This is a genomic window from Pseudomonas sp. Irchel s3h9 (assembly GCF_900187475.1).
Lineage (GTDB): Bacteria > Pseudomonadota > Gammaproteobacteria > Pseudomonadales > Pseudomonadaceae > Aquipseudomonas > Aquipseudomonas neuropathica.
This window is the reverse complement of sequence record NZ_FYDH01000012.1, coordinates 1-23,331: the sequence shown is the minus strand read 5'-3', so window position 1 is coordinate 23,331 and position 23,331 is coordinate 1. Positions and strand designations below refer to the sequence as shown.

Sequence of the window (23,331 nt, the reverse complement as noted above, 5' to 3'; positions counted from 1 at the left end):
GCCACGACCGAACGGATGTCACACAAACTTCATGATTGAGGTGTAAATCGGCCAAAAAAAATGGCAGCAGCCCTAAGGCTGCTGCCATTTCATTGTGCGTGTAGCAGGACTTACAAAGGACGACCCACGCCGTTGCAGACGCTGGCGTTGTTGATGTCCAGGTTGTTGCCGGAGGAGTTGGTGATGAAGTTGGCGGTCACAGCGTTTTTCCAGTTGGTTGGAACCGGAATGAAGCCGTGGGCAGCGGTAGCAACAGCGTTGCCTGGAGTGCTGTAGTGCTGGGTCAGGAAGGCCTTCACGTCAGCGGCAACAGCGGCGTCCTTGTAGCACTGGCCGAAGATAAAGTTGGTGTAGGCCGCCATGGCATAGCCGGTCCCTGGGTTGGCTACGACCGGTACCCACTGCGCCGGGTTGGATGGAGTGGCTGGCAGAGCAGCCGATGACAGGGCAGCATTGACGTTGGCGCTGGTAGGCTGAACACCGTTGATGCGCGCCACTACGGCGTTGCTCGACGCGTTCACACCGTCCGGACCGACATAACCGATCGAACCGTTTACAGCGTTCACGGCGGTAGCGACGTCAGCCGTGTTGACCACACCTACCCAGTTGCCCGGCAGCGGAGAGCCACCCAGACGAGCGCTGGTAAAGGTAGTGTTGACGGCGAACTGGCCAGGGCACACCGAGTTCAGGTGACGAGTGAGAATTTCAGTGGTGCCGCTGGAAGCCGTGCGATAGACCACGCGGATCAGGGTCGGGTCGGTTTTGGCGTCGTTGTTGAGCAGTTCACCCCAAGTGGTCTTGGCACCGGACAAGGCGTCGCACAGTTGCGCGCTGGTCAGGTTGAGGGTGGTGTTGCCAGTCTTTTTGTAAGGGATCGCTACCGAGGTGGCAACCGATGGCAACTGAATCAGCGGGCCGTAGGAAGTACCGAAGTTGGCGGTGTAGTTGCTGAGTTCCGTAGCGTTGAGAATCGAATCGCTGGCAGCGAAGTGCACAGTGCCGGTGGTGCCGAATTGCGAAGCGGTGTTGGAGAGGAAAGCACTTTTGCCGATGCCGCTACCGGTTACGGCGTAGCTGAAGTTGGCAGGCAGGATGCTGTTGGCAGAACCTTTGTACAGAGCGGCAGGCAGTGAAGCGCCACCACCGGTTACGGCCATGGCCTGGGCGGATGCCAGAGCGGCGACGGTCAGTGAGGCTGCGATCAGAGTGCGCTTGAACATGAAGAATCTCCTTTTCAACTAGGTTTGGGAACACAGGTTTTCGGGTGACTTGCATGACACTGGGAGGACTCACCGGGGCCCTCGCTAGCGTTGGCCTTGGTTAAGTCGCACTGAGAAATTCGCAGTTTCCGGTGACAGATAAAGGAAAAAACCTCGGGAGGTGAGCGGTGTTTCCGAAGGGATTTTCTCGGGTGTTTGTCGGATGCTGCGCAGCGTCTGGATCGGGGGTTTGGCGGAATCGGGCTGGAGGCGTTGGCGGGTGGTTGCAGATGACAGAAAGGAGAACCCGAGGATGGTTCTTTTGAGGGTCGGGTGATGCTGAAGTGCTGGAAAAAAATATGGATTATTTGTTGCCCTGACTGGCCCCATCGCTGGCAAGCCAGCTCCCACAAGGAGCCATGTTGTCAATGCGATCTGCGACACAACACAAGAACCTGTGGGAGCTGGCTTGCCAGCGATGAGGCCAGGTCAGACACCCTAAAAACATCTGACACACCACTACTGGATCAACTCAGTGCTCTCAATGATCGAATGCAATTGACTTCACAACACAGAACACTGTGGGAGCGAGCCTGCTCGCGAAGGGGCCCGATCAGACACCATCAAAACCGGCTACTGGACCAGTTGGTTGATCTCAATGATCGGCAGCAACACCGCCATCACAATCACCAGCACCACCCCGCCCATCACCACAATCATCAGCGGCTCCAGCAACGCGGTCATGCCCATCGCTCGCCGTTCGATATCACGCGACAGGGTTTGCGCTGCGCGCTCGAGCATCGGTGGCAATGAACCGGTTTTTTCACCGCTGGCGATGAGGTGAATCAGCACCGGCGGGAAGACATTTTCCACCCGCAACGCTGCTGCCAGGTTGACGCCCTCGCGCACCTTGGCCGTGGCCTCAGTGACACTCAGGCTCAGGCGATCATTGGACAATGTCTGCCGCGCCGCTTCCAGTGCACGCAAGAGCGGAACCCCGGCGCCGCCGAGAATCGCCAGCGTCGAGGCGAAACGCGCAGTGTTCAGGCCAAGGATAAAACGCCCGAACAACGGCAACTTCAGCACTCGATGATGCCAACTCAAGCGCGCCGCTGGATTACGCAAATACAGACGCCAACTCCAAAACGCGCCGGCCATGATCCCGGCGCACAGCCAGCCCCAACTGCGAATGAAATCACTGGCGTTGAGCATCGCCAAGGTCAAGCCCGGCAAATCCTGCCGCGCCTGGGAAAACGCGCTGACCACCTGTGGCACCACGTAGCTGAGCAAGAAAATCACAATGCCGATCGACACCAGCCCGACCACACCGGGATAGATAAACGCGGTGAGAATCTTGCCGCGCAGGTTGTTGCGTTCTTCGATGTAGTCGGCCAGCCGCTCCATGACCTGCGCCAGATCACCGGACTCTTCCCCTGCGGCAATCAACGCGCGATAGATCTCGGGGAAATCCCGTGGCCGCGCCGCCAGTGATTCCGCCAGTCGCATACCGCTGCGCACATCCGCGCGCACGGCACTTAGGGTGTGGGCAATGTGCTTTTTCTCGGCCTGCTCGACCGTGGCACTCAGCGCTGCCTCCAATGGCAGACTCGCGCCCAACAGACTCGCCAGTTGCCGCGTGGCCCAGGCCAGGTCATTGTCCGAGAGCTTGGCGCTGAACAATCCACCGCCGCCGTGCTGGGCGACGTTGCTTTCCTTGTGCACCGATAACGCGGTCAACCCGCGCCCGCGTAATGTTGTGAACGCGGCAGCCTGGCTGTCCGCCTCAAGGTGCCCGGATTCGATCTTGCCGGTGGCATCGGCGGCTTCAAAACGATAGCGATTCATCAGGCGTCCCGTGTCACACGGAGGATTTCTTCAGGGGCAGTGGCGCCGCTGCGGATCCAGCGTTCACCGTCCTCACGCAGGCTGAACATCCCGGCCTTGGCCGCCGAGGCGCGCAAGGCCTGCTCCCCCGCCCCTTGGTGGATCAGGGTACGGATGTCGTCGTCGATGCAAAACAATTCGTGGATGCCGGTGCGGCCGCTGTAGCCGGTTTGATTGCACTCCGGGCAGCCGACCGGGCGCCAGGTGCCGGGCGCGGTGGGGTCTTCTTCCTTGCATTGATTGCACAACCGCCTCACCAGTCGCTGCGCCAAAACCCCGAGCATTGACGACGCCAGCAGAAACGGCTCGACGCCCATGTCGATCAAGCGGTTGACCGCCGACACTGCGTCATTGGTGTGCAAGGTCGCCAGCACCAAATGTCCGGTCAGCGAGGCCTGCACGGCGATTTGCGCGGTTTCGAGATCGCGGATTTCGCCGATCATGATGATGTCCGGGTCTTGCCGCAGGATTGCTCGCAGCGCCAACGCAAAAGTCATGTCGATCTTGGCGTTGACCTGAATCTGGCTGATCCCCGGCAAGTCGTATTCCACCGGGTCTTCCACGGTGAGGATGTTGCTGGTACTCGCATCGAGCCGTGCCAGTGCCGCGTAGAGGCTGGTGGTTTTGCCGCTGCCGGTTGGCCCGGTGACCAAAACGATGCCGTGGGGCTGGCGGATCAGGTGATCGAGTTTGGCCAACACCTGCGCGTCCATGCCGAGGGTTTCCAGATGCAGGCGCCCGGCCTGTTTGTCGAGCAGACGCATCACCACCCTTTCGCCATGTCCGGTTGGCACCGTGGAAACACGAATATCAATCGGACGCCCGGCCACGCGCAACGCGATGCGCCCGTCCTGCGGCAAGCGTTTTTCGGCAATGTCGAGCTGGGCCATGATCTTGATCCGCGACACCAATGCACCGTGCAACGCCTTGCGCGGCGAGACCACATCGCGCAGCGTGCCGTCGACGCGATAGCGCACCACTGAATGGGTTTCGAACGGTTCGATGTGAATGTCGCTGGCCTCGTCGCGCGCGGCCTGGGTGAGCAAGGCGTTGATCATGCGAATCACCGGCGCGCCGTCCTGGGTGTCGAGCAGGTCGGTGATTTCCGGCATGTCTTGCATCAGGCGGTCGAGGTCGACTTCGTTTTCCGCCGCACCGACCACTGCCGCCGCGCTGCCCGTGTCGGCATAAGCGCTGGCAAGCAAGCCATCCAGCTCATCATCGCGCACCCGCTGAATCGTGGTCGCGCCAAACTGACGCCGCGCCTCGCTGATCGACCAGCCCGGCGTCGACGGGCACACGGTCAACACGCCATCGCACAACAAAATCCGCTGCGCCTTGGCCCAGGCGTAAGGCAGCGCGCTCATCTCAAGCCCTCCCCAATCCCTGTAGGAGCTACCGAAGGCTGCGATCTTTTGATCTTTGGACGTTTGGGTCCGTCGAAGAGCAAGATCAAAAGATCGCAGCCTTCGGCAGCTCCTACAGGTCCGTTTTCCAGATCAAGGGGCGATGTCGGCGTCATTGGATCGGCACCGCTTTAATGGTTGCGCGTGGGCCGGAGCTCGGTAACACCGCCGGCACACCTTGCGCCGCCGTCGGCAACTGCGGCGCCTGCATGTCCGGCATCGCCCAGCTGCGTTCCGGCTGCAACCCACCCTGGGCGCGGCGCATAAAGTCGTAGCGGTTCAGCGTGATGCTGCGCCCCGCTTCGCTGTCGCGGATGATGTACGGGCGCAGAAACACCATCAGGTTGGTCTTGGTGATCGCTCGGCGTTCGTTGCGAAACAGGGCGCCGATCCCCGGAATGTCGCCCAGCCACGGCACCGAGTCATTGCTCTGGCTGTAGCCGTCCTGCAGCAAACCGCCGAGCACCATGATCTGCCCGTCATCAAGCAGAATGCTGGTGTCGATCGCGCGTTTGTTGGTGACAATCCCCGCCGAATTGGCACTGGCCGAAGCCCGCTCATCAATGCTGCTGACTTCCTGATAGATATCAAGCTTGACCGTGCCGCCCTCGGAAATCTGCGGGCGCACATTGAGCTTCAAACCCACTTCTTCACGGGTCACGGTCTGGAACGGGTTATTGCTGGTGCCGCCACCGCCAGTGACGTAACTGCCGCTGACAAACGGGATGGTCTGCCCCACAAAAATGCTTGCCGCTTCGTTGTCGAGGGTCAGCAGGTTCGGCGTCGACAGCACGTTGGTGCCACCCTTACTTTTCAAGGCGCGGGCCAGCACCTTCAGGTCGAGAATCTTGCCGATGCCGGGGATGTCGACAGTGCCGTTGACGTAACCCAGGTTCAAACCCTGCGGCAGTACGTCGATGCTGGTTTTGCCGCTGACGTTGATCCCCGAGCCACCCAGATTCGCGCCACCGATCACGCCATTGCCACCGAGGTTGCCGGTCTGCCACTGCACGCCGAACTCACTGGCATCGTCCTCGCCGACTTCGACGATCAGGCTTTCGATCACCACTTGCGCGCGGCGCTGGTCGAGCAGATCAATCACCTCGCGCAGGTTGCGATACAACGGCTCCGGCGCGGAAATCAGCAAAGTGTTGGTGGTGGCGTCAGCCTGAATGGTCACGCCGCCGGCACTGAAGGCGACGTTCTGTTCGCTGTTCTGCGTACCGCCGCTGCCGGTTGCGCTGCCACTGCTGCCCTGCGCGTAACTGCCACCCGTGCTGCCGCTGCTGTTGGTGGTCGAGGTGCTGCCGCTGGTTTGCGTGCCGCTCTGGCCATTCTGTCCAGCGCTGCCGCCAGTGCTTGCACCCATCGCACTGAGCACAGAACGCGCACTGTCACTAGTGCCGCTGTCGCTCTCACCGGTGAGCAAACCGCGCAAGGCCTGCGCCAGTTTCGCCGCTTGCGCGTTACGCAGATAAACCACATGCAAATTGCTCGGATTGCTCTGCGCGTTATCCAGTTTGTAGATCAGATTACGCGCCAGCTCCGTACGCTCCGGGCTGCCAGCGCGAATGATGATGGTGTTGGAACGCGGATCACCAATCACCGCGATTTTCTGCGTCGGATCATTGCCCGGCGCATCGAGCAGATCCGCCACCATCGGCGCAATGTCGGCAGCGATGCCGTTCTGGATCTGCACCACATCGGTGTCGATCGCGCTCGGTGAATCAATGCTCGCAATCAACTGCGCAACGCGGGTCAGATTCTCGGCGTAGTCGGTGATGACGATGGTGTTATTGCCCGGATAGGCGTTGATCGGATTGTTCGGAGAAACGATCGGCCGCAGCACCGGAATAAGGTTGACTGCGTTCTCGTATTGCAGACGAAACGTGCGCGTGAGCATGCCGTTACCGGCCGGTTTGTCGGCACTGTAAATCGGCCCGCCAAGCAACTTCGCATCCGCCTCCGGCACCACCTGCGCCACACCGCCAACATCGACCACGCTAAAACCCTGCATGCGCAACGCCGCCAGCAACATGTCGTAAGCCTGCCGCGCCGGCACCTGACCTTCCGAGACCAGCGTCAACGTGCCCTTGACCCGAGGATCGACCAGAAACTGCTGCCCAGTCGAACGCGACAACGCCCGCACCACCGCTTGAATATCCGCGTCGACAAAATTCAGCGTCACCGGTTGATCGCCCAGAGGATTACTCGGCAAGGCAATGCCCGACGCCGCCGCACCGCTGCGCGCACGCTGGGTGATGTTGTGCAATTGCTTCGGCACAGGTCGCGCCTGAGCCTGCGCGCGCTCGCGATCGAGCACCGCGTCGCCGCTGCGCTGGGTGTTGGCCAGCGGCCGGCCCAGCTCGCTGTCGACCAGCAACGGCGGCTGATTCTGCGGTGTGGTGGTGTTGCTGCACGCGCTCAACGCCATCAGCAGCATCGGCAACGCCAGACGTGCCGGTTTGGATCCTGACCCCTTCATGAAGCTTCCTTAGCGCCCAGCGCCTGATCCATGCGAACGGTGCCTGACAAAGTGCCGGCGGTGACTTCGGTCGAGGGGTTGTCTGCGCGTTGCAAACGGGCCTCGACCACTTGCAGAGAAAGTTGTGCCGGGTTGCTCAACAGCCAGTCGAGCACGGCGTCGGCCGGTGCCGCGTCGAAGGTCAACTGCCAAGCGCCCGCCTCCCCGGCTTGCAACTGATAGTGCCCGGCGAGGCCGCTGGCCTGCAGAGTCTGCTCCAGCGACTGCGCCACGCTTTGCCCGGCGGGACGCACGCTGACTTCACGCAGCAATACTTCCAGCGCTTCAGTCTGAGCGCGCAGCTTTGGCGTCTCGGCTTCCCAATAAGCGATTTTCTTCAGCGGTGGCTGGATCAGCGCAACCCACAGCAGCAGGCCCACCAGCGCTACAGCCATACCGCCAACCATGCGTTTTTCGCGCAGCGCCAACGGCTGCCAACGGGCCTGCACCTGAGCGTTAAAGCGTTGCCACTTGGCGCGATAGAGCGCGAGCGAGGCCTTATTCATCTTCTTCTGCTCCGCCGTTGTCATCGCTGTCGCTTGGGCTGGCTTCAGTGGCCGGACGCAAGGTCCAGCCCTCGTCATCCGCCGTAACGCTGATACCGGCCTGGGCCAAGGTACTTTGCCACTCCTGATCATTGCCGCCGCGACGGGCTTCACTCAGCAGACTCAGTTGCAAGACGCCGTCGATAAACGTCAGCCGCTCGACACTGCCGGCCATCGACGGCATGCCACTACCGGCCTGCAACACCAAACGATTGAAGGTCTGCGCCGGATCATCCGCCGCGCCCTTCTGCCGCGCCGCCAATTGCTGGCGAGCCTGTTGCAACGGGTTGAGAATCACCGGCAACTCGGGAAACGCCTGCTTTACCCGCAGGTTCATCTGGGTTTTCAACTGCTGGCCCTGCCCGGCCTCGCGAGCGGCGTAAAGGTTCAAACCGATCACCCAAATGGCCACGGCCAACGCTGACAGGGCGATCGCCCTGCCCCAGCCGCGATGCTCGGTTTGTTGTTGCTGGACCGCGCCATGCAGCCCCCAACCCGGAAGCGGCCCGGTCCAGCGCTGCACACCCGCCATCGGCAGTTCAGCACCCGGCGGCGGTTGCTCACCGATCCAATGCAAAGTGACGCCCGGTTCCCACACAACACCGTCAAAACCGTCATCGAACAACGGCTGCACCCGCGCCGCTTGTACGCTATCGCGCAGCAACAAATGCCCGTCCTGCACGCACGCCACGGTGCCGGGCAGCACCGGCAAACGGTACGGCGCCGGGTAGAGACCACGCAGGTTCAGCCCGGCGCTTTTCAGCAACTGGCCAAAGCGCAACAAGTGCTGCCGCGGCGCCCAGGCGATCTGCACCTGCCCGGCCTCGTCCCGCGAACTGTGCGCGATGTGCATCTCGCTGCTGTCGCCCAGCATCAATGCCTGCGCCGCACACTGCACCGCCGCGACAATCTTGTTCGCAGGCAGCGGCGGTAAATCGAGACTCGCCAACAGGCTGTCAGCCGGGTGCAGAAAACACACCAGCGGCGGCAGTTTCGACTGCTGGCTCAACTGGCTGAGAGTGTGGCGTTCTTCCCGCGTGACCTGGCCCTGACGATCCAGCCAAGCACAGTACAATTCACTGTGCAGATCCAGTTCCGCCAAGGGCGGCAACGCCACTTTCAACTGGCTCATACGCCCACCCGCGACCAGATCACCTGCGGTAAGCGGTCCTGACTGCGATGCAACAACGCCTCAAGACTGACCCGCCGCTGATCACGCCGCGCCTCACCGCGCAGGCGAAACCAGTCACTGGTAATGCCGACCTTGACGCTGGTCAGTTCCAATTGCGGCATGCGCAAGCGGTTAACAAAATCACCACGGTTGATAAACCAGCGCCCGGCATCGCGCTCAGCAATCAGCGCATTGGCACGCTCCAGCGACAGCCCCGGTACATAAGCCGCTAAAACCGGCGCGGTGGCCGTATTGCCATTGAGCCAGGTCGTCGCGGGGATCACCGTCAGGTACGGCGCCAGTTTGCCCATCACCGCCTCATTCACGCCGTAGACACTGCGCAAATCATCGATGCTGCGCAGCATCGGCAACGTCGGTTTTTGCGGTTTGTGTGAAGCGTTGGGCGAGGTCGCGCGGCCACTGTCGAAACCGCTTTTCGGCGCCTCGGCTATCTGCGGATTCAGCAGTCGCGGATAAGAGGCAATCACCCGCTGACTGATGCGCTGACTCAAACCGGCGCTGACCCCGATCAACTCGCACAAGCGCTGAAACGCCGCGACCTGCGCCTCATCGACACGCTCATTGGCCACCAGATTGCGCAGGTTGAACTTGCCCTGCTCATCCTCCAGCCGCCCTTCAAAACCTTGCGCGGAGAGACGCTGCGCCCACGGCTGATCGAGCCGCGTCAACGGATCGCGCTGACGCGCATCCCAAAGTAATTGACGACTGATCTCAAGCCCGCCCTGCACCAGCCAACGCCCCTGCACACGCTGCTGATCCGCCTCCAGCGCCCGGGTCGACACGCTCTGGCGCGTCAACATGCCCGCCGCAATCACCGCCACCACGGCCGCAATCAACAACGCGCTGATAATCGCCATGCCCTGTTGCTTCGCCCCCTCAGGCGAGCGGCTGTTCATGGCCGGCCTTACAACTGCCAGGAACCGATATCGGCATTCACGCCGTCGCCGTCCGGCTGACCGTCGGCACCGAGGGAAAAGATGTCGATCTCGCCATTCGCGCCAGGGTTGAGGTACTGATAAGGACGCCCCCACGGATCGTTAGGCAAGCGCTCCAGGTACGAGCGCCAATTGCTGTTCTTCGCATCCGCCGGCCGCTCCACCAACACCTTCAGCCCCTGGTTCATGCTCGGGTAAGTACCGTGATCAAGGCGATACAACTTCAACGCCTGCATCAACCCACCAATATCCTGCTTCGCCGCCGTCGCCCGCGCCTGATCCGGCCGGTCGAGCACCTTGGGCACCACCATCGCCGCCAAAATCCCCAGAATCACCACGACCACCATGATCTCGATCAGGGTAAAACCATGCTGCCCACGCGGCGTGCGCATCGGTTGCTGACGCGATTTGAAAGGTGCGATATCCATCTCGACATTCCCTGGCTTGATTCGATTCGACGCGCAGTGTTGCAAGAAGATATGTCAGTGATGTTGAAAATCCTCGGGTGTTTTCGTCGTCAAGCCGTCAAGGACGCGGGTTAGCGTCGAGGGCTGGGTTTTGGTTTTGGGCGGTTTATGCGTGCGCGTTCGCGGGAAGAGGGTTTCACGTTGATTGAGGTGCTGGTGGCGCTGGCGATTATTGCCGTGGCGATGTCAGCGGCTGTGCGGGTGGCGGGGTTGATGACGCAGAGTAGCGGGGTTTTAAGGGATCGGTCGGTGGCGATGATTGCGGCGCAGAGTCGGATGGCTGAGTTGCGGTTGGAAGGGAAGTTGCCGATGGGGATGAAAGCTCAGGACTGCGATCAGGGGCGGTTGTTGTTGCGCTGTGAACAGCTGATCAGCGCAGCCGAAAACGGCCGCTTACTCAAGATTGGCATTCAGGTATTTGACCGCAACCAGGATGCTCCGCCGTTGGCCAGGCTTGAGACTTTGCTGTCCCGAACCGAAAGCCCCTCACCCTAGCCCTCTCCCAGTGGTAGAGGGAACCGATTGGGGGATATTCGAGAGCTGCACCGACTTGAAAGCCATTCATTGAATCCACAATTGCCAAGCTCACAAAGCCAAATCGAAGATCCTTCACCCAAGCCATAATCGCCAAAATCTTCCAGGTCGACGTACCCCGCAAGACACCTCGGTCGGCCCCCTCTCCCTCCGGGAGAGGGCTGGGGTGAGGGCTGCTTCTAATCGCAAGCCCCCAAACCCGGCAACAGACTCGCCACGTTCTGCGCAATGGCCTGAACCAAAGCAACCATTCAATCAGCCCCATCCAAATCAACCAGCCCCACCACCGGAACCTGCCAAGCAGGCTTTTTCCCACTCTGACCATCAAACACCCGGCGCGCCTCGCGAAAATCATCCACGTGCTCCACAACCCAAGTCCAAATCGGCGACATGCGAACCAACAGCTCCATACCCAACGCCGTCAGCTCATACTCAACATGGGGCGGCACTTGATCCAACTCCCGCCGTATCAGCAGACCATCGCGTTCCAGCGCACGCAGCGTCTTGGTCAACATGCGCTGAGTCACGCCCGTCATTTGCCGTTTGATCTCGGCATGACGCATCGTGCCGTACACACCCAAGGCATGCAGGATACCCAGTGACCAGCGGCTACCGGCGTGCGCCAGGACTTCGCGCCGCACGCCATCATCGTCTCGTCTTAGCGTCTGGCAGATCGCTTCTGCCTGGCTAAGGGTTTCCTCATCGGTCATGTGTCCCCCTGGTATCACGCGTGTGCCTTCTTCTGAGCGCTGCGCAATCGTGCCAGCATCGCCAAATCATACAGACGACAGATCTCAGGAGACATCATGACCGCAGCGACCCACCCTTCCCCACAATCCATTCTCGTACTCGGCGCCGGCGAACTCGGCCTGCCGGTGCTGCGCAATCTTGCGCGGGTAGCCAAGCGCTCGCCCGGCAGTTCCATCAGCGTCCTGCTCAGGGATTCGACCATCAACACACAAGCTCCCGAGAAAAAACTGGAAGTCGATGAACTGCGCAGTCTGGGCATTCAGCTAGTCGCTGCAGACCTGGTTAACGATTCCATCGATCAACTGGCCGAAGTGTTCGCAGCATTCGACACCGTCATAGGCTGCGCAGGCATGGTCGCGGGCCGTGAAACGCCGATGAAACTGGCGACAGCCGCGCTCAAGTCCGGCGTGAAGCGCTATTTCCCCTGGCAGTTCGGCGTCGATTTCGAAGTGATTGGCCGGGGCAGCCCGCAGGACTTGTTCGATGCGCAACTCGACGTGCGCGAGTTGCTCCGCGCCCAGGATAAAACCGAATGGGTGATCATCTCGACCGGCATGTTCACCAGTTTTCTGTTCGAGCCGGTATTTGAAGTCGTCGATTTTGAGAACCACACCGTCAACGCCTTGGGCAGCCTGGAAACCAGCGTGACGCTCACGACACCGCAGGACATCGGCAAGCTGACAGCGGACATCGTTTTCTTCGAACCGCGCTTTCGCAATGAGATCGTCTACCTGTCTGGCGACACGGTGACCTATGGACAAGTGGCGAGCCTGCTAGAACGTGTGCTGGGGCGGCCGTTCAAGCGTAACGTCTGGACGGTTCCGTACCTGATGCAGGAACTGGAAAAAGACCCCACTCACCACATCAAAAAATACCGCGCCGTATTTGCCCAAGGCAGAGGCGTGTCGTGGCCTAAAGCGGGGACGTTCAACGAGCGGCAGTCGATTCAGGTCACTACGGCGGAACAGTGGGCTCGGGATAACTTGGCAGTCGATTGACGCAAAGAAAGCAACCCGCCACTCGCGGGTACAGATACGCGTACATCGTCTCAACATTGATCGCGGCTGAAGAGCAAGCCCGCTCCCACCTTGGAACACGCTCAAAGGTGGGAGCGAGCCTGCTCGCGAAGGCGCCAGAATGAACACCCGATCAATCAGCAGGTGATCCCGACACCCGCATCACTCCGGCAACTGCAAATTATCCAACGCCCGATTCACCGCCAACTCCCCGAGCATGATCAACTGCGCAATCCCCAACAGCGCCCGACGCTGCGACGCCGGCAACAAACTGGCGACGTTCTGCGCAATGGTTTGAGCCGAAGCGAGCGTTTCACTGGCATCGATCAGCAGTTCTTCGTTTTTGTTGTCGGCCGTCACGGCGTACATCCCACGATTTTTACGTGGCGGCGGCGTGGACCCGGGCGGACAGAGGTAATGGTCGAGCGCGCGGTCGGCGGCTTCGTGGAGTTTTTTGGAATCGATGGATTCGTAGGGGGAAACCGAGGCGGTTTCGGGCGGGTTGGGTGTTGGTTTGATCATGAGTGAATCTCCAAATCGTAGAAAAGGAGCCATCATCTTTCGCTACCAAACGAAGGGGTGGTGGCCATACGAAGGTTGGTAGACCGGTGACTTGGAGAACCGGCGCGCCCGAAGACGCCCTGCGCATGGCCACCATAAATACACAGCCCCAAAAGGTCTGTATCGGGTGACGCTATGCGCCAAGTCTAAGCCGGGCTACCAAACCCGATCGCTGATTCGTCAGCGACCCGACCACAATAGAATCCGACCCAAAAGCGCACAAGCCGGCGGATTCTGGCGTAGCTGTAGGCAAAGGCGCAAGGATGTGTAGCCTGGGAGAGTGTTTGGAGATGTCTTTTTAAACGTTGGCGTTTATCGAGCCTCATCGCATCCCGATTTCTAAAATCGATCCCGTCACGTGTTGCTAGAGATCACCCGAGCTTGCCCCCCGCATTGCGACCGTCTCCTACAGTCAACCAATAATTTGTAAGTAAATATTGAGCGCGCCGCCTGCCTCGGGCATGCTGCGCGCAGCACATTTACATAGACAGTAAAACTTTATGCGCCCCTCCCAGGACATGCCCATTCTTCTCGCGTACACGCTGGTCACCCCCGCATTATTTTGGCAGCCGATATCCCCCGCCCCTATATCGACTCCATTCCGGTCAAGGAAAACTGAAACTTTGAAAAGGAACATTTCATGAGTGGCAAACCTGCTGCGCGAGTGACAGATCCAACCAATTGCCCGCTCCCCGGGCATGGCACAAACCCTATTGTCAGCGGCTCGCCCAATGTAAATTTCGACGGCCTTGCCGCCGCTCGAATGACCGACAAGTCCGCCTGCGGTAGCCCAATCACGGGCGCCGTCAGCGCTACGGTTTTCATCAATGGGCTGAATGCTGCGACCAAAGACAGTACCGGTGGCCACGGCAACGTGGTTATCGGTGGATCCGGCACGGTCATCATTGGCGACACCGTCGTATCAGCGCCTTTCAGCGGTCTGACGTCGATGCCCGTGCACTTCAGCGACAAGTTCAGATTGGTTGACCAAGAGTCGGGCGAACCTTTGGCCAATCTTGAATATGCCATTCAACGCGCTGATGGCAGCCTGGAACACGGCGTAAGTGATGAGATGGGATACACACATGTAGTGAGTTCGCACCTGCCCGAGACAATCCAACTGTTTCTGGAGGACTAAGGCATGGCTGAAGTCCTTAGCAGAAATGGCAGGAAGATGTCTCCCGTCGCCACCAGAGCGGTAACGCCCGTCAAAGACGAAACCCAGAAAACTGTAGAGCTGAACGCAAAAAAACAGAAAAGACGGGCCGAGAACGAAGAGTATTTGAAGGACAAAAACGTCAAGGCATATTTGTTCGCTATTGGCGAAGCCGAAGGCGGTGACTATCACGCGAAATACGGTCATGGCTGGGCCGAGGGATTTAAAACCGGAAAATGGACTTTCACTGACGAATCCACCCATCCGGGCGCTGGCTACGGCGGTAAAACTACGGCATCGGGCTTGTATCAAATCAACGTTGCCACATGGCGAGAGTACGGCGAGAAGATGGGGCTGACAGATTTTTCGCCCCATACACAAGACCTTATTACGGTCGACATTCTTCGCACGCTCGGAGTGATCGACAAAATCAAAGCCGGAGACATTCCGGGCGCAATGCCGAAGGCGGCCACAAGGTGGGCGGCACTCCCGGAAGGGCCAGGCAAGAAGAACCACTACCCGCCTCAACCGTACGCCGAGTATCCAAAGTTTTTGGGGAGCTACAAATCAGCTGGAGGAACTACTAAATGAAGGCCCCGATTTTCTTGCTCCTCGCAATATATTGCACGGGTACAAGCGCCGCGTTTGCCGGCGGTACGCAAGCGACAAACGACAAGCACGGGCCAACTGGCATTGCAGTCGATGAGCCCTTGGTGTCAGCCAGATTCAAGTTGATCAAACAAGGATGGAAGCCAACCCGGATGCACATCAGCGATGGCTATGAATACAGCGGTGTAGAGCGCGAACTGGCTGCACAAAATTTCCTGGAACTCGATACCTGCTCTTTTGATAGCTCGCGCTGCATCCTCTTCTACTCAAAGAAAGGCACCTGCTTGCGCGTTGACACCATTGGTGAACAACTGAAAGACATGAAGGTTACGCGATGGACCGATGAATGTCCGGATGCATCTCCAGAAACCAATTAAGACGACGCGAGTTAAGCAAACAAAGGGGCAGCTTATTTTCGCCCCCCTCCTTCGTAGTTTTATATGAAGTCAGAGCAAATGAAAAAAACTGGAAATTTAACCTGGACAATACAACTGAGCGCAAACACTCAATAACACCTGCACTTTCTCGACGAAGGCGCTTGCGATTGTGTATCCAACTGAGGCAGGAGGGGCGAATTGGAAAACCTTGATAAATATGCGGAGCAGTTTGATTCGAACTATCCAAACTATGCAGACGCACGCTATTCAGAAATTTTAGCATTGGTGGCCAGATACGACTCAACTACCGCATCTAAGGTATTGACCAGTGATTCATTCAAGCAAGCTTTGGAAGTAATTTTACCTTTAATTGCAATTAAAAATTACAAGTCTCAAATTCCGTTTCCAGAAGATGTATTTACCGCGATCAAGGCTATCCTTAACGTCAGAAAGGTCTCTATAGACGCATCTGATCGATTTAAGAACTTAGAGCCATTTTTCGATACCCTCGTGACTACTCGAGGCTTTCAGTTACCGACAATTTCAGCAGTATTTCATTTTTGCCACCCAGATTATTTTCCGATTGTAGATAGAAATGTCCAAGCGGCTTGCAAAGTGCTGATCGATCAAAACCCAGCGTTAGCTGGATATGAATATCCAGAGCTTCCTGCGCCGGGAACCTCCGCCGCGAACAAATTGAAAAAATATAGGCAATTCATCAAGGTAATCGACAAGTTACTGGATTCGAACCTAGACAAGCAGAAAATTAATGACTATAGAAGCTTGGATAAAGCACTCATGGTTTTGGGGGCTATGGAACTGAAAAACGAAAAAAAGAGGATCAAAACAAAGGAGACTGATCTATTTTCTGAAAAATAAATCTGGTCCTTTTTTTCTTGGCCTTTGAAAATTTGTCGCAATAGTCTTAAGACTTATAAAGGATGTCTCCGATGTGGATAAAGCTACTGCAAATATGGAATAAACCTTATCAGTGGTTTGAGTCTTTCGTTAAACCTGGCGACGATCTAGGTGTTAGAGGCTTGTATCGAATTTTTGTTTTTGCTTTAATGGTGGTGTTATCGATTTTTATAATCGATATTGGTTTAACTGCATATTCATACAAATCTGAAGAGCCTAATCACGGTATTTTTGGCGATTTTTTTGGTGGCATTGCTAACCCATTTTTGACTTTTCTCACTTTTATGGGTCTGCTTTTAACGATAGTCGTTCAGAAAGTAGAGTTGAGAGATTCCAGGGAGGAAATGCGGCGCTCAGCAGATGCGTTGAGTGAGCAAGTAGACGCTTTCAGAAAACAAAGTTTTGAGGTCACTTTCCTTAAAATGCTTGAGATACACTCTACTCTAACCCAATCCATTGACTTGCTTTTATCCAAAACTAATAAAATAGTCACCGGCTCGGACTGCATGGAACGATTCCACTCTAGGCTAAAAACAAAATATCGAAACAGGTTTAGAGATGGCGGAAAGGAATTCCACATTACTACGCTTGAAGGCCTGAATGAACTTAAATTTATGTATGCTGACTTTTGGGAGCCAACTAGGAAAAACTTACACAGTTGGCATGAAAGCCTATCTGTCGTTCTAGGATACATACAGTCCGAATCAAACTCGGTCGAACCTTACCTATCAATGGTTTCCGCTCAACTTTCGGAGTATGAAAAAATACTTGTCTTCTATCATGTTGCGCTTCATGGCGAAAGTCGTTTAAGAGCATTGGTTCTAGAACTTGGTTTCCTAAGAAACTTACCAACAGACCTACTGCTGCATAAAAGTCACATGCATTTGGTACCGACAGCAAATTTTTTATAAGCTCGCCAAATTTTTATATTCGAAAAAAGGGGATTGTTTTATTATCTTGAAACATTCCCTTCCTCTAAAATAAATCCATCCCCTTCCCCATTCCCCTATAAATCATAACTATATTTATAGCCTTGTATAACCCCTGAAGTCTGATAAGGACGCTTCTTATTAGTCATACGCCCGCTCTCAGAAAACAAGTAAAGATTCTTTTTTGCCCTTGAAGCTATCACATATAGCATTTTTGATTCAGAGCTCAAGCCAACATAATCTGGCCTATCAATTATATCGTTCCAATGTGGGATAAACCCGCGGAGCAAACCATATGCAATTACGGTGTTATATTCTTCACCCTTCACACCATGACAAGTATTGATTACAACTCCAACCGACTCTTTGAAAAAGCTCTTAAACACACAGACATTGTTTCCATATTGACCTTCATTAGCCTCAATATTTTTGCTCGCCTTTTCAAAAAAAACATCATACTCATCCTTGAGTCGTCCTGCTATATCCAAACCCAGTTTGGACATCATATAAACAAAACACTTAGACAAGTAAGTAGTCCCTACGACCTCTAATGAGCAGAATGAATTTATAATATACAGTAACTCCTTAGAGCTTCTATCAATTGCAAAGCCGAATTCCCTATCTAACTTCTCAAGTGCTTCTGACGCCCAACGGCTTCGAGTAGCCACCAAACGCCCGGAGGGTTCGGTTAGAACAAGCTTTGCAATTAACAGCCAAAAATTGTCTTGCTGCCCATAAAATGGAGTAAGGGCCGGGGCATCAAACTTTACATCTGGAAGTAGCTTTATCAAATCTCTAGTAATTGATCTAATATGGGCCCACTGAGGGGCTATCACGCAAATCTCTCTTTCAGAGACACCTGAATCAATTGTCGACTGTATTATTTCCGCAATCACATCCGGCAACTGAGCTTTATCTATACTTTTATTAAAAAATTTAATTACGCCAGGCTCATTAGAATATGAGGCCTTTGACACCACTCCCTTGACCTCTCTAAAGTAAGAGAAGTAATCAACCACACGCTGAGTAGACCTGTAGTTATCCTTAAATTCAAAAAGCCTGAGGTTGGCTCCTTTAAACTCAACATTAAGTTCGTCAACATCTCTAGAAACGGCACCTATGTTTTTATATATCGCCTGATTTGTATCACCGACGATAAACAATTTCGGCTTTATTTGCCCCCCACCATAAATTCCTGACAATATCGCATATTGCAAATCGCTGACATCTTGAGCTTCATCAATGCAAATAAGCGGGAACAGTGAGCATAAAAGCTGGGACACTTCCTTGCGACCGGAAACGATTAGAAAAGCCAAATACAAAACCTGATCAAAGTCAATTTTTTTATTAACTCTTAAAAATTGGTGATACTTTTCTAATGCCGCCTCAGCTGATTTAGACCTATTGTAAGCTTTCCCAAAACGATCAAGCCTTGTATTAACGTCATCGTAAACTCCTACCCCGCACTCTTTTTTTAGCCTGGCGAGAACTCTCTTTGACTCATACTCATCTACAATTGAATACCCATTTTTCGTCAAATCTAAATAAGCAGCATACGGTTTAATTATCCAATCCAACGCAAAAGAATGAATAGTCCCCGCCCAAAGCTTATTATGGTCATAAGTATGATTGACCTCAATTCTTGACCGCAACTCTTCAGCAGCACGATTAGTAAATGTTACAGCCAATACCTTTTCTGTCCGAGAGGATAAATCGAAAACACCCTTTGCAATTCTTGCTGTTAATGCTCTTGTTTTTCCGCTGCCAGGACATGCGGAAACATATGCATTCCCATCATACACAACAGCATTAGACTGTTCCAAACTTAATTCCATATCATACATTACCGACGCAACGAATTTATTAGAAGACTCAAATCATCGTCTGGGCAAACCTTTAAAAACTCATTTATACAAGATGAAGGATCTATCTTATTTGCCTCAAAAAATGCAATCGGCTTGTCCTTATCCTCTAATATCGGCATCGGATTTCTCAAGCGATGCGCACACATTTTGTACAAGACCTGCTCAGATAGTCGACCGCCACAAGCAAAGGCTATTGCAGCCAATATATAAGGTGGAATGAAGACCTGTGAAGAAATCCTCTCTGCCAACAGCAGCGAAAACCACCCCTTTCCTACTTTTTCAGCTAATCGAAGTACTTCCTTTCCGTAAATATCTATGTTTGAATTTGAAAGCTTGTTTTTTGACGCAGTTATGTTAGACGGCTTACTGTATATCGAGGAGAGAACTTCGATTACTTCCAGTGAATTATCAGCCATGATGAAATCAACTTCAAATGTATGCCTCGCATAAAAAGCTTTAACATACACATTATCAGCGATTAAATCATCTAGAGCTGCCTTTCTCTGCTGGCCGGACTTCTGAGAGTTTCGGCAATCTCGCTGATAGTCCGTATCATCTTCCGGATCATTCGGAAGCACAACAATACTTTCATCAAAGTCCGTGATAATAGCGCAACACTTCCTAATTCTCTTAGCATCAAATAGCTTTGAAATATGCTCAAAAAAGGCACTTTCCATATTTATCAAACTAATCCCTAGCTCGTCTAAGGACACACCCAATACATTCTTAACCAGTGCAGGAATGATTATAAGCTCGGCATCCCCCTCAACAAGCACTACTCCCTTTGCGAATAGCAGTGTCGAACGTGTAGCATTTAAGTATCTTTCAATGCGACTACACTCTTTTTGCGAAATCCCATTTGCTGGCTGAAAAACATCAACTTCACCGCTCTCCAACCCTAAAATATTCATCTCTGAGATTTTTGCCACAGATGAAATATGCGTGGAGTGTGTAGAAAGAAAAACTTGCGTCTTTCCGGTTGAATGCTTTTCGAATAGCGTTTTTTGTATATGAGTATGAATATGGGCTTCAGGCTCTTCGATAATCAAAAATTGACCAGCCTTTTCCGCCTCTTGTTTACGCTCATACTCAAGAAGCTTAAGTGCAATATAGATTAAATTAGCCCCACCCAGACTCAATTCACTCAAGTCACCGCTATAGCCATCTATATAATTATCCCCAACGGTCAGCGATAACTTTTGCAACAACTTATCAAGCTCACTTGGCAGTGAAGACTGAATATCAATAACTGGCGAGAATGTATAACCAACCGTATTATGCAGTGTACTTTGTATCCCTTTGGACAAGCTCTTTATTTGATCCAGACTTGAGATCGCTCCGTTAAGCTCAGAGACCAACGTGGAAATCCCATCCGCTTCAATCTCATCAATCTCTGACTCAAGTCCTTTCAGCAAAGAAAGCAATGGGCTACTTCGATGGTTCTTTAGATCTGACACCACATCTCGGAGAGCTTTAACAAAAGTAAATGACACTTCTTCATGAACTGGATATATCTTTACTCCATAAGCATCAAAATTTAAATCTTCGGGATCAGGAAAAATACCATTCTCAAAATCCCCAACTAACTCCTTATACGATTCATCACTCAGAAAATTTACTTTAGACCTTCCTGTAAATACCACTTCGTAATCATCGATAACAATACTATCTAATACTTGCTTCGCCTCATCAAAATCATAATTAGAGTCGAACAATTTTTTTCTAACAATTAGATTTGGTCTAAAATAGTACGTTAGTGTACCTTGCCCTTCACCCACCATATGACCAGTAAGATGCTTTAATATCTGACACCCTTCGTGAGCCGTTAACTCTGAAAAGTCTACGGAAAGAATTATCCAATGACCACGCCAGGAAGATAAACTTCGACAAAAATCAGCTTCGCACAACTTAACAATATTTCTAGGAAGGGTGTCATCTAGAAGGAGACGCAAAGTGTATAGAGCGTTAGACTTCCCCGAGCCATTTTCGCCCAATATAGTATTGACCCCCTTATTAAATACAAGCTCTGAGGCTAAAAAATTCCTGAAATTTCTAATTTTAAGAGAGCTTATATACATACAGCCTTCCATGCCTATAGGTGCTTTAACTGATTAGCGTCATTTTTCGAAATCAGAACACACGCCGTTTTCTCCACAGCCCGTCATTTGGAATTTTTACTACCTGATGCGAAATTGGTAGTCGCTGTGAGTTCTACATTCTTAGACTGGAATCAGTGTCGGCGCCAATTTCAGCAGAGATTTTTTTCTAAAATCACTCCTATCGATACAAGCCTTTAATCTGTTGCGTGACTCCACAAGGCAGAGCGTGATGGATTCCATGCATCATCTTGGCAAATTGCCGAAGCCTCACTTTGCCTTGATCTCCCACCAATCCAAAACCCTCTACCCGACTGAAACGCCAAAATAACTCCCTTCTCCCAACAACTCACGGCCTCACCAACCTAGGCAACACCACCCCCTCCCCCAACCTCTCCACCCCCAACCTTACCCTCTCCCCACCCTGCTCAATCACCACCCCATCCCCCTCCACCGCCACCAACTTCACCCCAGGCCCAACCCTCTCCCCCTGCAAAAAACTTCTCGGCGGCCCATCGTTCAAACTCAGTATCGCCACCGCCCCCCGACTCCCCGCCATCACCCCGCTCACCTTGATGTCCATCGGCGCCGTTTGATTGGAAAACCACTGCAACGCCGGGCTATCACTTCGCGCCGCCAGCAACTGCGGGGCCGCTGCCGGGGTGTGTGATTCGGCGGAGGTCAGTAGCAGCGACGACCACGTCGCCACGCCGACCAGCGCTGCGAGCAGCGCGAGGGCCTGGACCATTTGGGGTGGGGAAAAGCGTGCGGTGAAAGTCATGGGTTGAATCTCCTTTTTATCCCTGCTGTCAGCCTACGCGGCAATTCTCTCCGTTTTATTTCACACGCCTTACATGTTGGCCGTGCACGATGGCGCAGGACGCAAAGGAGCGCGCGCGCGATGAACAGGCAAGAGGGTTTTACGCTGATCGAGTTGATGGTGGTGCTGGTGATCATCGGCATCGCCAGTGCGGCGATCAGCCTGAGTATCAAGCCCGATCCGTTGCAGTTGCTGCGCAAGGATGCCGAGCGTGTGGCGCAGTTGCTGCAAGTGGCGCAGGCGGAGGCGCGCGCGGATGGGCGGCCGATTGTGTGGGTGAGTGATGCCAAGGGGTTTCGCTTTAGTCGGCGCAGTGACAGTGGCAAGGGGTTTGATCATTTCGCGCAGGATCCGCAGTTGCGGCCGCGTGCCTGGCAGAGTCCGAAAATGGAGGTGCGGGTGGAGCCGAAACAGAAGGTTGTGCTGAACGCTGAGTGGATCAATCCGCCGCTGCAATTGACGTTGTCGGATGGCTTGAATCGCTTGAGTGTGCTGCGTGATGGCAGTGGCAGGATCAGCCTGCAATGAAGCGCCAGCAAGGGTTTACGTTGATTGAGGTGATGGTCGCGATTTTGTTGATGGCGGTGGTGAGTTTGATTGCCTGGCGGGGGCTGGACAGTGTGACGCGGGCGGACAGTCATTTGCAGGCGAGCAGTGAGCAGAGTGACGGTTTGTTGCGGGCGCTGAATCAGTTGCAGCGAGATGTGGAGATGCGGGCGGGGATTGAGTTGACTGAGCCGAAGAAGGTTGGGGTGGATGATGAGCCGCCGACCACCCCGCCCGCTCTGACTGTGCGCAGTAGCGACAGTAAGGGGTTTCGGCTGGACATTATTCGCACGGCGGCGGATCAGCCGGGGGCTTTGCAGCGGGTGCGGTGGTGGGTCAAGGGTGACACGTTGTATCGGGCGGTGGCTGAGTCGCGGAGTCGGTATCCGTTGCCGGCGCCTGGGAATGGGGTTGCTGTTTTGAGTGATGTCAGTGATGTGCAGGTGCGGGTTTGGGAGGTGGATAAGGGGTGGCGGCAGTTGAGCGGGAATCGGCGGGAGGATCCGTTGGGGTTGGAGATTCGGTTGAGTCGAGGGACTGCGCAGGGGGTGGAGAAGTATCGGCAGGTGATTGGGCCGTTGGATTGATGCGTATCCCTGCAAAGCTCCTACATTGGGATTGGTTGAAATCAGTTGGAAATTGGTCGGTTTTCAGGCCGCCATCGCTGGCAAGCCAGACTCCCACAGGGATTGAGTACAACCGGTAGATATTGGTTGGCTGGCAGGCCGTCATCGCTGGCAAGCCAGCTCCCACAGGAATTGGGTGAGGTCAGTGGGGATTGGTTGGCTGTGAGGTCGTCATCGCGAGCAGGCTCACTCCTACAGTTGGATCGGGTGCATCAGCAAGAGATTGGTTGGCTGGCAGGCCGCATTCGTGAGCAGGCTCGCTTGTATGGTAGGACTTGAAGGGAGGAGGAGGGACAAGGCTCGATTCTGACTGTTGACGCAGCACAGACCGTGGGAGATTTCGCCCCTCCTCCTTTCACCCAAGCGCCGATAAAGA

Annotated in this window: 22 protein-coding genes; 9 read left to right on the top strand and 13 right to left on the bottom strand. The window is 54.5% G+C overall.

What is annotated here, in order from left to right; genetic code table 11:
- Positions 1-110: 110 nt before the first annotated feature.
- From CKW26_RS20025 to gspG, 8 genes are all read right to left on the bottom strand, one after another.
- A complete protein-coding gene (locus CKW26_RS20025; protein WP_095049840.1) occupies positions 111-1,220 on the bottom strand; it encodes a substrate-binding domain-containing protein in 1,110 nt (369 codons plus the stop codon).
- Positions 1,221-1,832: 612 nt separating this feature from the next.
- Positions 1,833-3,044: a type II secretion system inner membrane protein GspF gene (gspF, locus tag CKW26_RS20020; protein ID WP_016985711.1), complete on the bottom strand. Its 1,212-nt coding sequence runs from the start codon at positions 3,042-3,044 to the stop codon at positions 1,833-1,835.
- On the bottom strand, positions 3,044-4,450 hold the full coding sequence (gspE, locus tag CKW26_RS20015) for a type II secretion system ATPase GspE (RefSeq protein WP_095049839.1): 1,407 nt from the start codon (positions 4,448-4,450) through the stop codon (positions 3,044-3,046). Before gspE ends, gspF begins: the two co-directional genes overlap by 1 nt.
- A gap of 151 nt (positions 4,451-4,601) precedes the next feature.
- Positions 4,602-6,974: a type II secretion system secretin GspD gene (gspD, locus tag CKW26_RS20010; RefSeq protein ID WP_095049838.1), complete on the bottom strand. Its 2,373-nt coding sequence runs from the start codon at positions 6,972-6,974 to the stop codon at positions 4,602-4,604.
- Positions 6,971-7,519, bottom strand: coding sequence for a type II secretion system protein GspM (gspM, locus tag CKW26_RS20005; RefSeq protein ID WP_095049837.1), 549 nt, complete (start codon positions 7,517-7,519; stop codon positions 6,971-6,973). The genes gspD and gspM overlap by 4 nt, the downstream gene beginning before the upstream one ends.
- Positions 7,512-8,690, bottom strand: coding sequence for a type II secretion system protein GspL (gene gspL, locus CKW26_RS20000; protein WP_095049836.1), 1,179 nt, complete (start codon positions 8,688-8,690; stop codon positions 7,512-7,514). The genes gspM and gspL overlap by 8 nt, the downstream gene beginning before the upstream one ends.
- Positions 8,687-9,646 carry a type II secretion system minor pseudopilin GspK gene (gspK, locus tag CKW26_RS19995; RefSeq protein ID WP_095049835.1) on the bottom strand — a complete coding sequence of 320 codons (960 nt, stop codon included), beginning with the start codon at positions 9,644-9,646 and terminating at the stop codon, positions 8,687-8,689. Before gspK ends, gspL begins: the two co-directional genes overlap by 4 nt.
- 8 nt (positions 9,647-9,654) lie before the next feature.
- Positions 9,655-10,113, bottom strand: a complete 459-nt coding sequence (gene gspG, locus CKW26_RS19990; RefSeq protein ID WP_095049834.1) for a type II secretion system major pseudopilin GspG — start codon at positions 10,111-10,113, stop codon at positions 9,655-9,657.
- 147 nt (positions 10,114-10,260) lie between these two features.
- Between gspG and gspI the strand changes: the two genes are divergently transcribed.
- On the top strand, positions 10,261-10,647 hold the full coding sequence (gene gspI / locus CKW26_RS19985) for a type II secretion system minor pseudopilin GspI (protein ID WP_095049833.1): 387 nt from the start codon (positions 10,261-10,263) through the stop codon (positions 10,645-10,647).
- A gap of 290 nt (positions 10,648-10,937) precedes the next feature.
- On the opposite strand, the gene CKW26_RS19980 is transcribed toward gspI, so the two are convergent.
- Entirely contained in the window at positions 10,938-11,396 is a 459-nt protein-coding gene (locus CKW26_RS19980) for a helix-turn-helix domain-containing protein (RefSeq protein ID WP_093442434.1), read from the bottom strand.
- Between the two features lie 96 nt (positions 11,397-11,492).
- Between CKW26_RS19980 and CKW26_RS19975 the strand changes: the two genes are divergently transcribed.
- Positions 11,493-12,434, top strand: a complete 942-nt coding sequence (locus CKW26_RS19975; RefSeq protein WP_095049832.1) for an aromatic alcohol reductase — start codon at positions 11,493-11,495, stop codon at positions 12,432-12,434.
- A gap of 180 nt (positions 12,435-12,614) precedes the next feature.
- Here the strand turns inward: CKW26_RS19975 and CKW26_RS19970 are convergent, their stop codons facing one another.
- On the bottom strand, positions 12,615-12,974 hold the full coding sequence (locus CKW26_RS19970; protein ID WP_095049831.1) for a DUF6124 family protein: 360 nt from the start codon (positions 12,972-12,974) through the stop codon (positions 12,615-12,617).
- A 679-nt stretch (positions 12,975-13,653) separates the two neighbouring features.
- Between CKW26_RS19970 and CKW26_RS19960 the strand changes: the two genes are divergently transcribed.
- The 5 genes from CKW26_RS19960 to CKW26_RS19940 all read left to right on the top strand — a co-directional run bounded on the left by CKW26_RS19960 (position 13,654) and on the right by CKW26_RS19940 (position 16,984).
- Positions 13,654-14,151, top strand: coding sequence for a PAAR domain-containing protein (locus CKW26_RS19960; RefSeq protein WP_095049829.1), 498 nt, complete (start codon positions 13,654-13,656; stop codon positions 14,149-14,151).
- A gap of 3 nt (positions 14,152-14,154) precedes the next feature.
- Entirely contained in the window at positions 14,155-14,760 is a 606-nt protein-coding gene (locus tag CKW26_RS19955) for a hypothetical protein (protein WP_218251774.1), read from the top strand.
- Entirely contained in the window at positions 14,757-15,155 is a 399-nt protein-coding gene (locus CKW26_RS19950) for a hypothetical protein (protein WP_095049828.1), read from the top strand. The genes CKW26_RS19955 and CKW26_RS19950 overlap by 4 nt, the downstream gene beginning before the upstream one ends.
- Before the next feature lie 198 nt (positions 15,156-15,353).
- Positions 15,354-16,034, top strand: coding sequence for a hypothetical protein (locus CKW26_RS19945; RefSeq protein WP_095049827.1), 681 nt, complete (start codon positions 15,354-15,356; stop codon positions 16,032-16,034).
- 71 nt (positions 16,035-16,105) lie between these two features.
- Positions 16,106-16,984, top strand: coding sequence for a putative phage abortive infection protein (locus tag CKW26_RS19940; protein ID WP_095049826.1), 879 nt, complete (start codon positions 16,106-16,108; stop codon positions 16,982-16,984).
- A gap of 95 nt (positions 16,985-17,079) precedes the next feature.
- Here CKW26_RS19940 and CKW26_RS19935 read toward each other — a convergent pair whose 3' ends face one another.
- From CKW26_RS19935 to CKW26_RS19925, 3 genes are all read right to left on the bottom strand, one after another.
- Positions 17,080-18,837: a UvrD-helicase domain-containing protein gene (locus CKW26_RS19935; protein WP_177409265.1), complete on the bottom strand. Its 1,758-nt coding sequence runs from the start codon at positions 18,835-18,837 to the stop codon at positions 17,080-17,082.
- 8 nt (positions 18,838-18,845) lie between these two features.
- Positions 18,846-20,945, bottom strand: a complete 2,100-nt coding sequence (locus tag CKW26_RS19930) for an ATP-dependent endonuclease (protein ID WP_177409264.1) — start codon at positions 20,943-20,945, stop codon at positions 18,846-18,848.
- Between the two features lie 367 nt (positions 20,946-21,312).
- Positions 21,313-21,744 carry a type II secretion system protein N gene (locus CKW26_RS19925; protein ID WP_095049823.1) on the bottom strand — a complete coding sequence of 144 codons (432 nt, stop codon included), beginning with the start codon at positions 21,742-21,744 and terminating at the stop codon, positions 21,313-21,315.
- 120 nt (positions 21,745-21,864) lie between these two features.
- On the opposite strand from CKW26_RS19925, the gene gspH reads away from it, so the two are divergent.
- Positions 21,865-22,311, top strand: a complete 447-nt coding sequence (gene gspH / locus CKW26_RS19920) for a type II secretion system minor pseudopilin GspH (protein ID WP_038369315.1) — start codon at positions 21,865-21,867, stop codon at positions 22,309-22,311.
- On the top strand, positions 22,308-22,916 hold the full coding sequence (locus CKW26_RS19915; protein ID WP_095049822.1) for a prepilin-type N-terminal cleavage/methylation domain-containing protein: 609 nt from the start codon (positions 22,308-22,310) through the stop codon (positions 22,914-22,916). Before gspH ends, CKW26_RS19915 begins: the two co-directional genes overlap by 4 nt.
- The last annotated feature ends 415 nt before the right edge of the window (positions 22,917-23,331 follow it).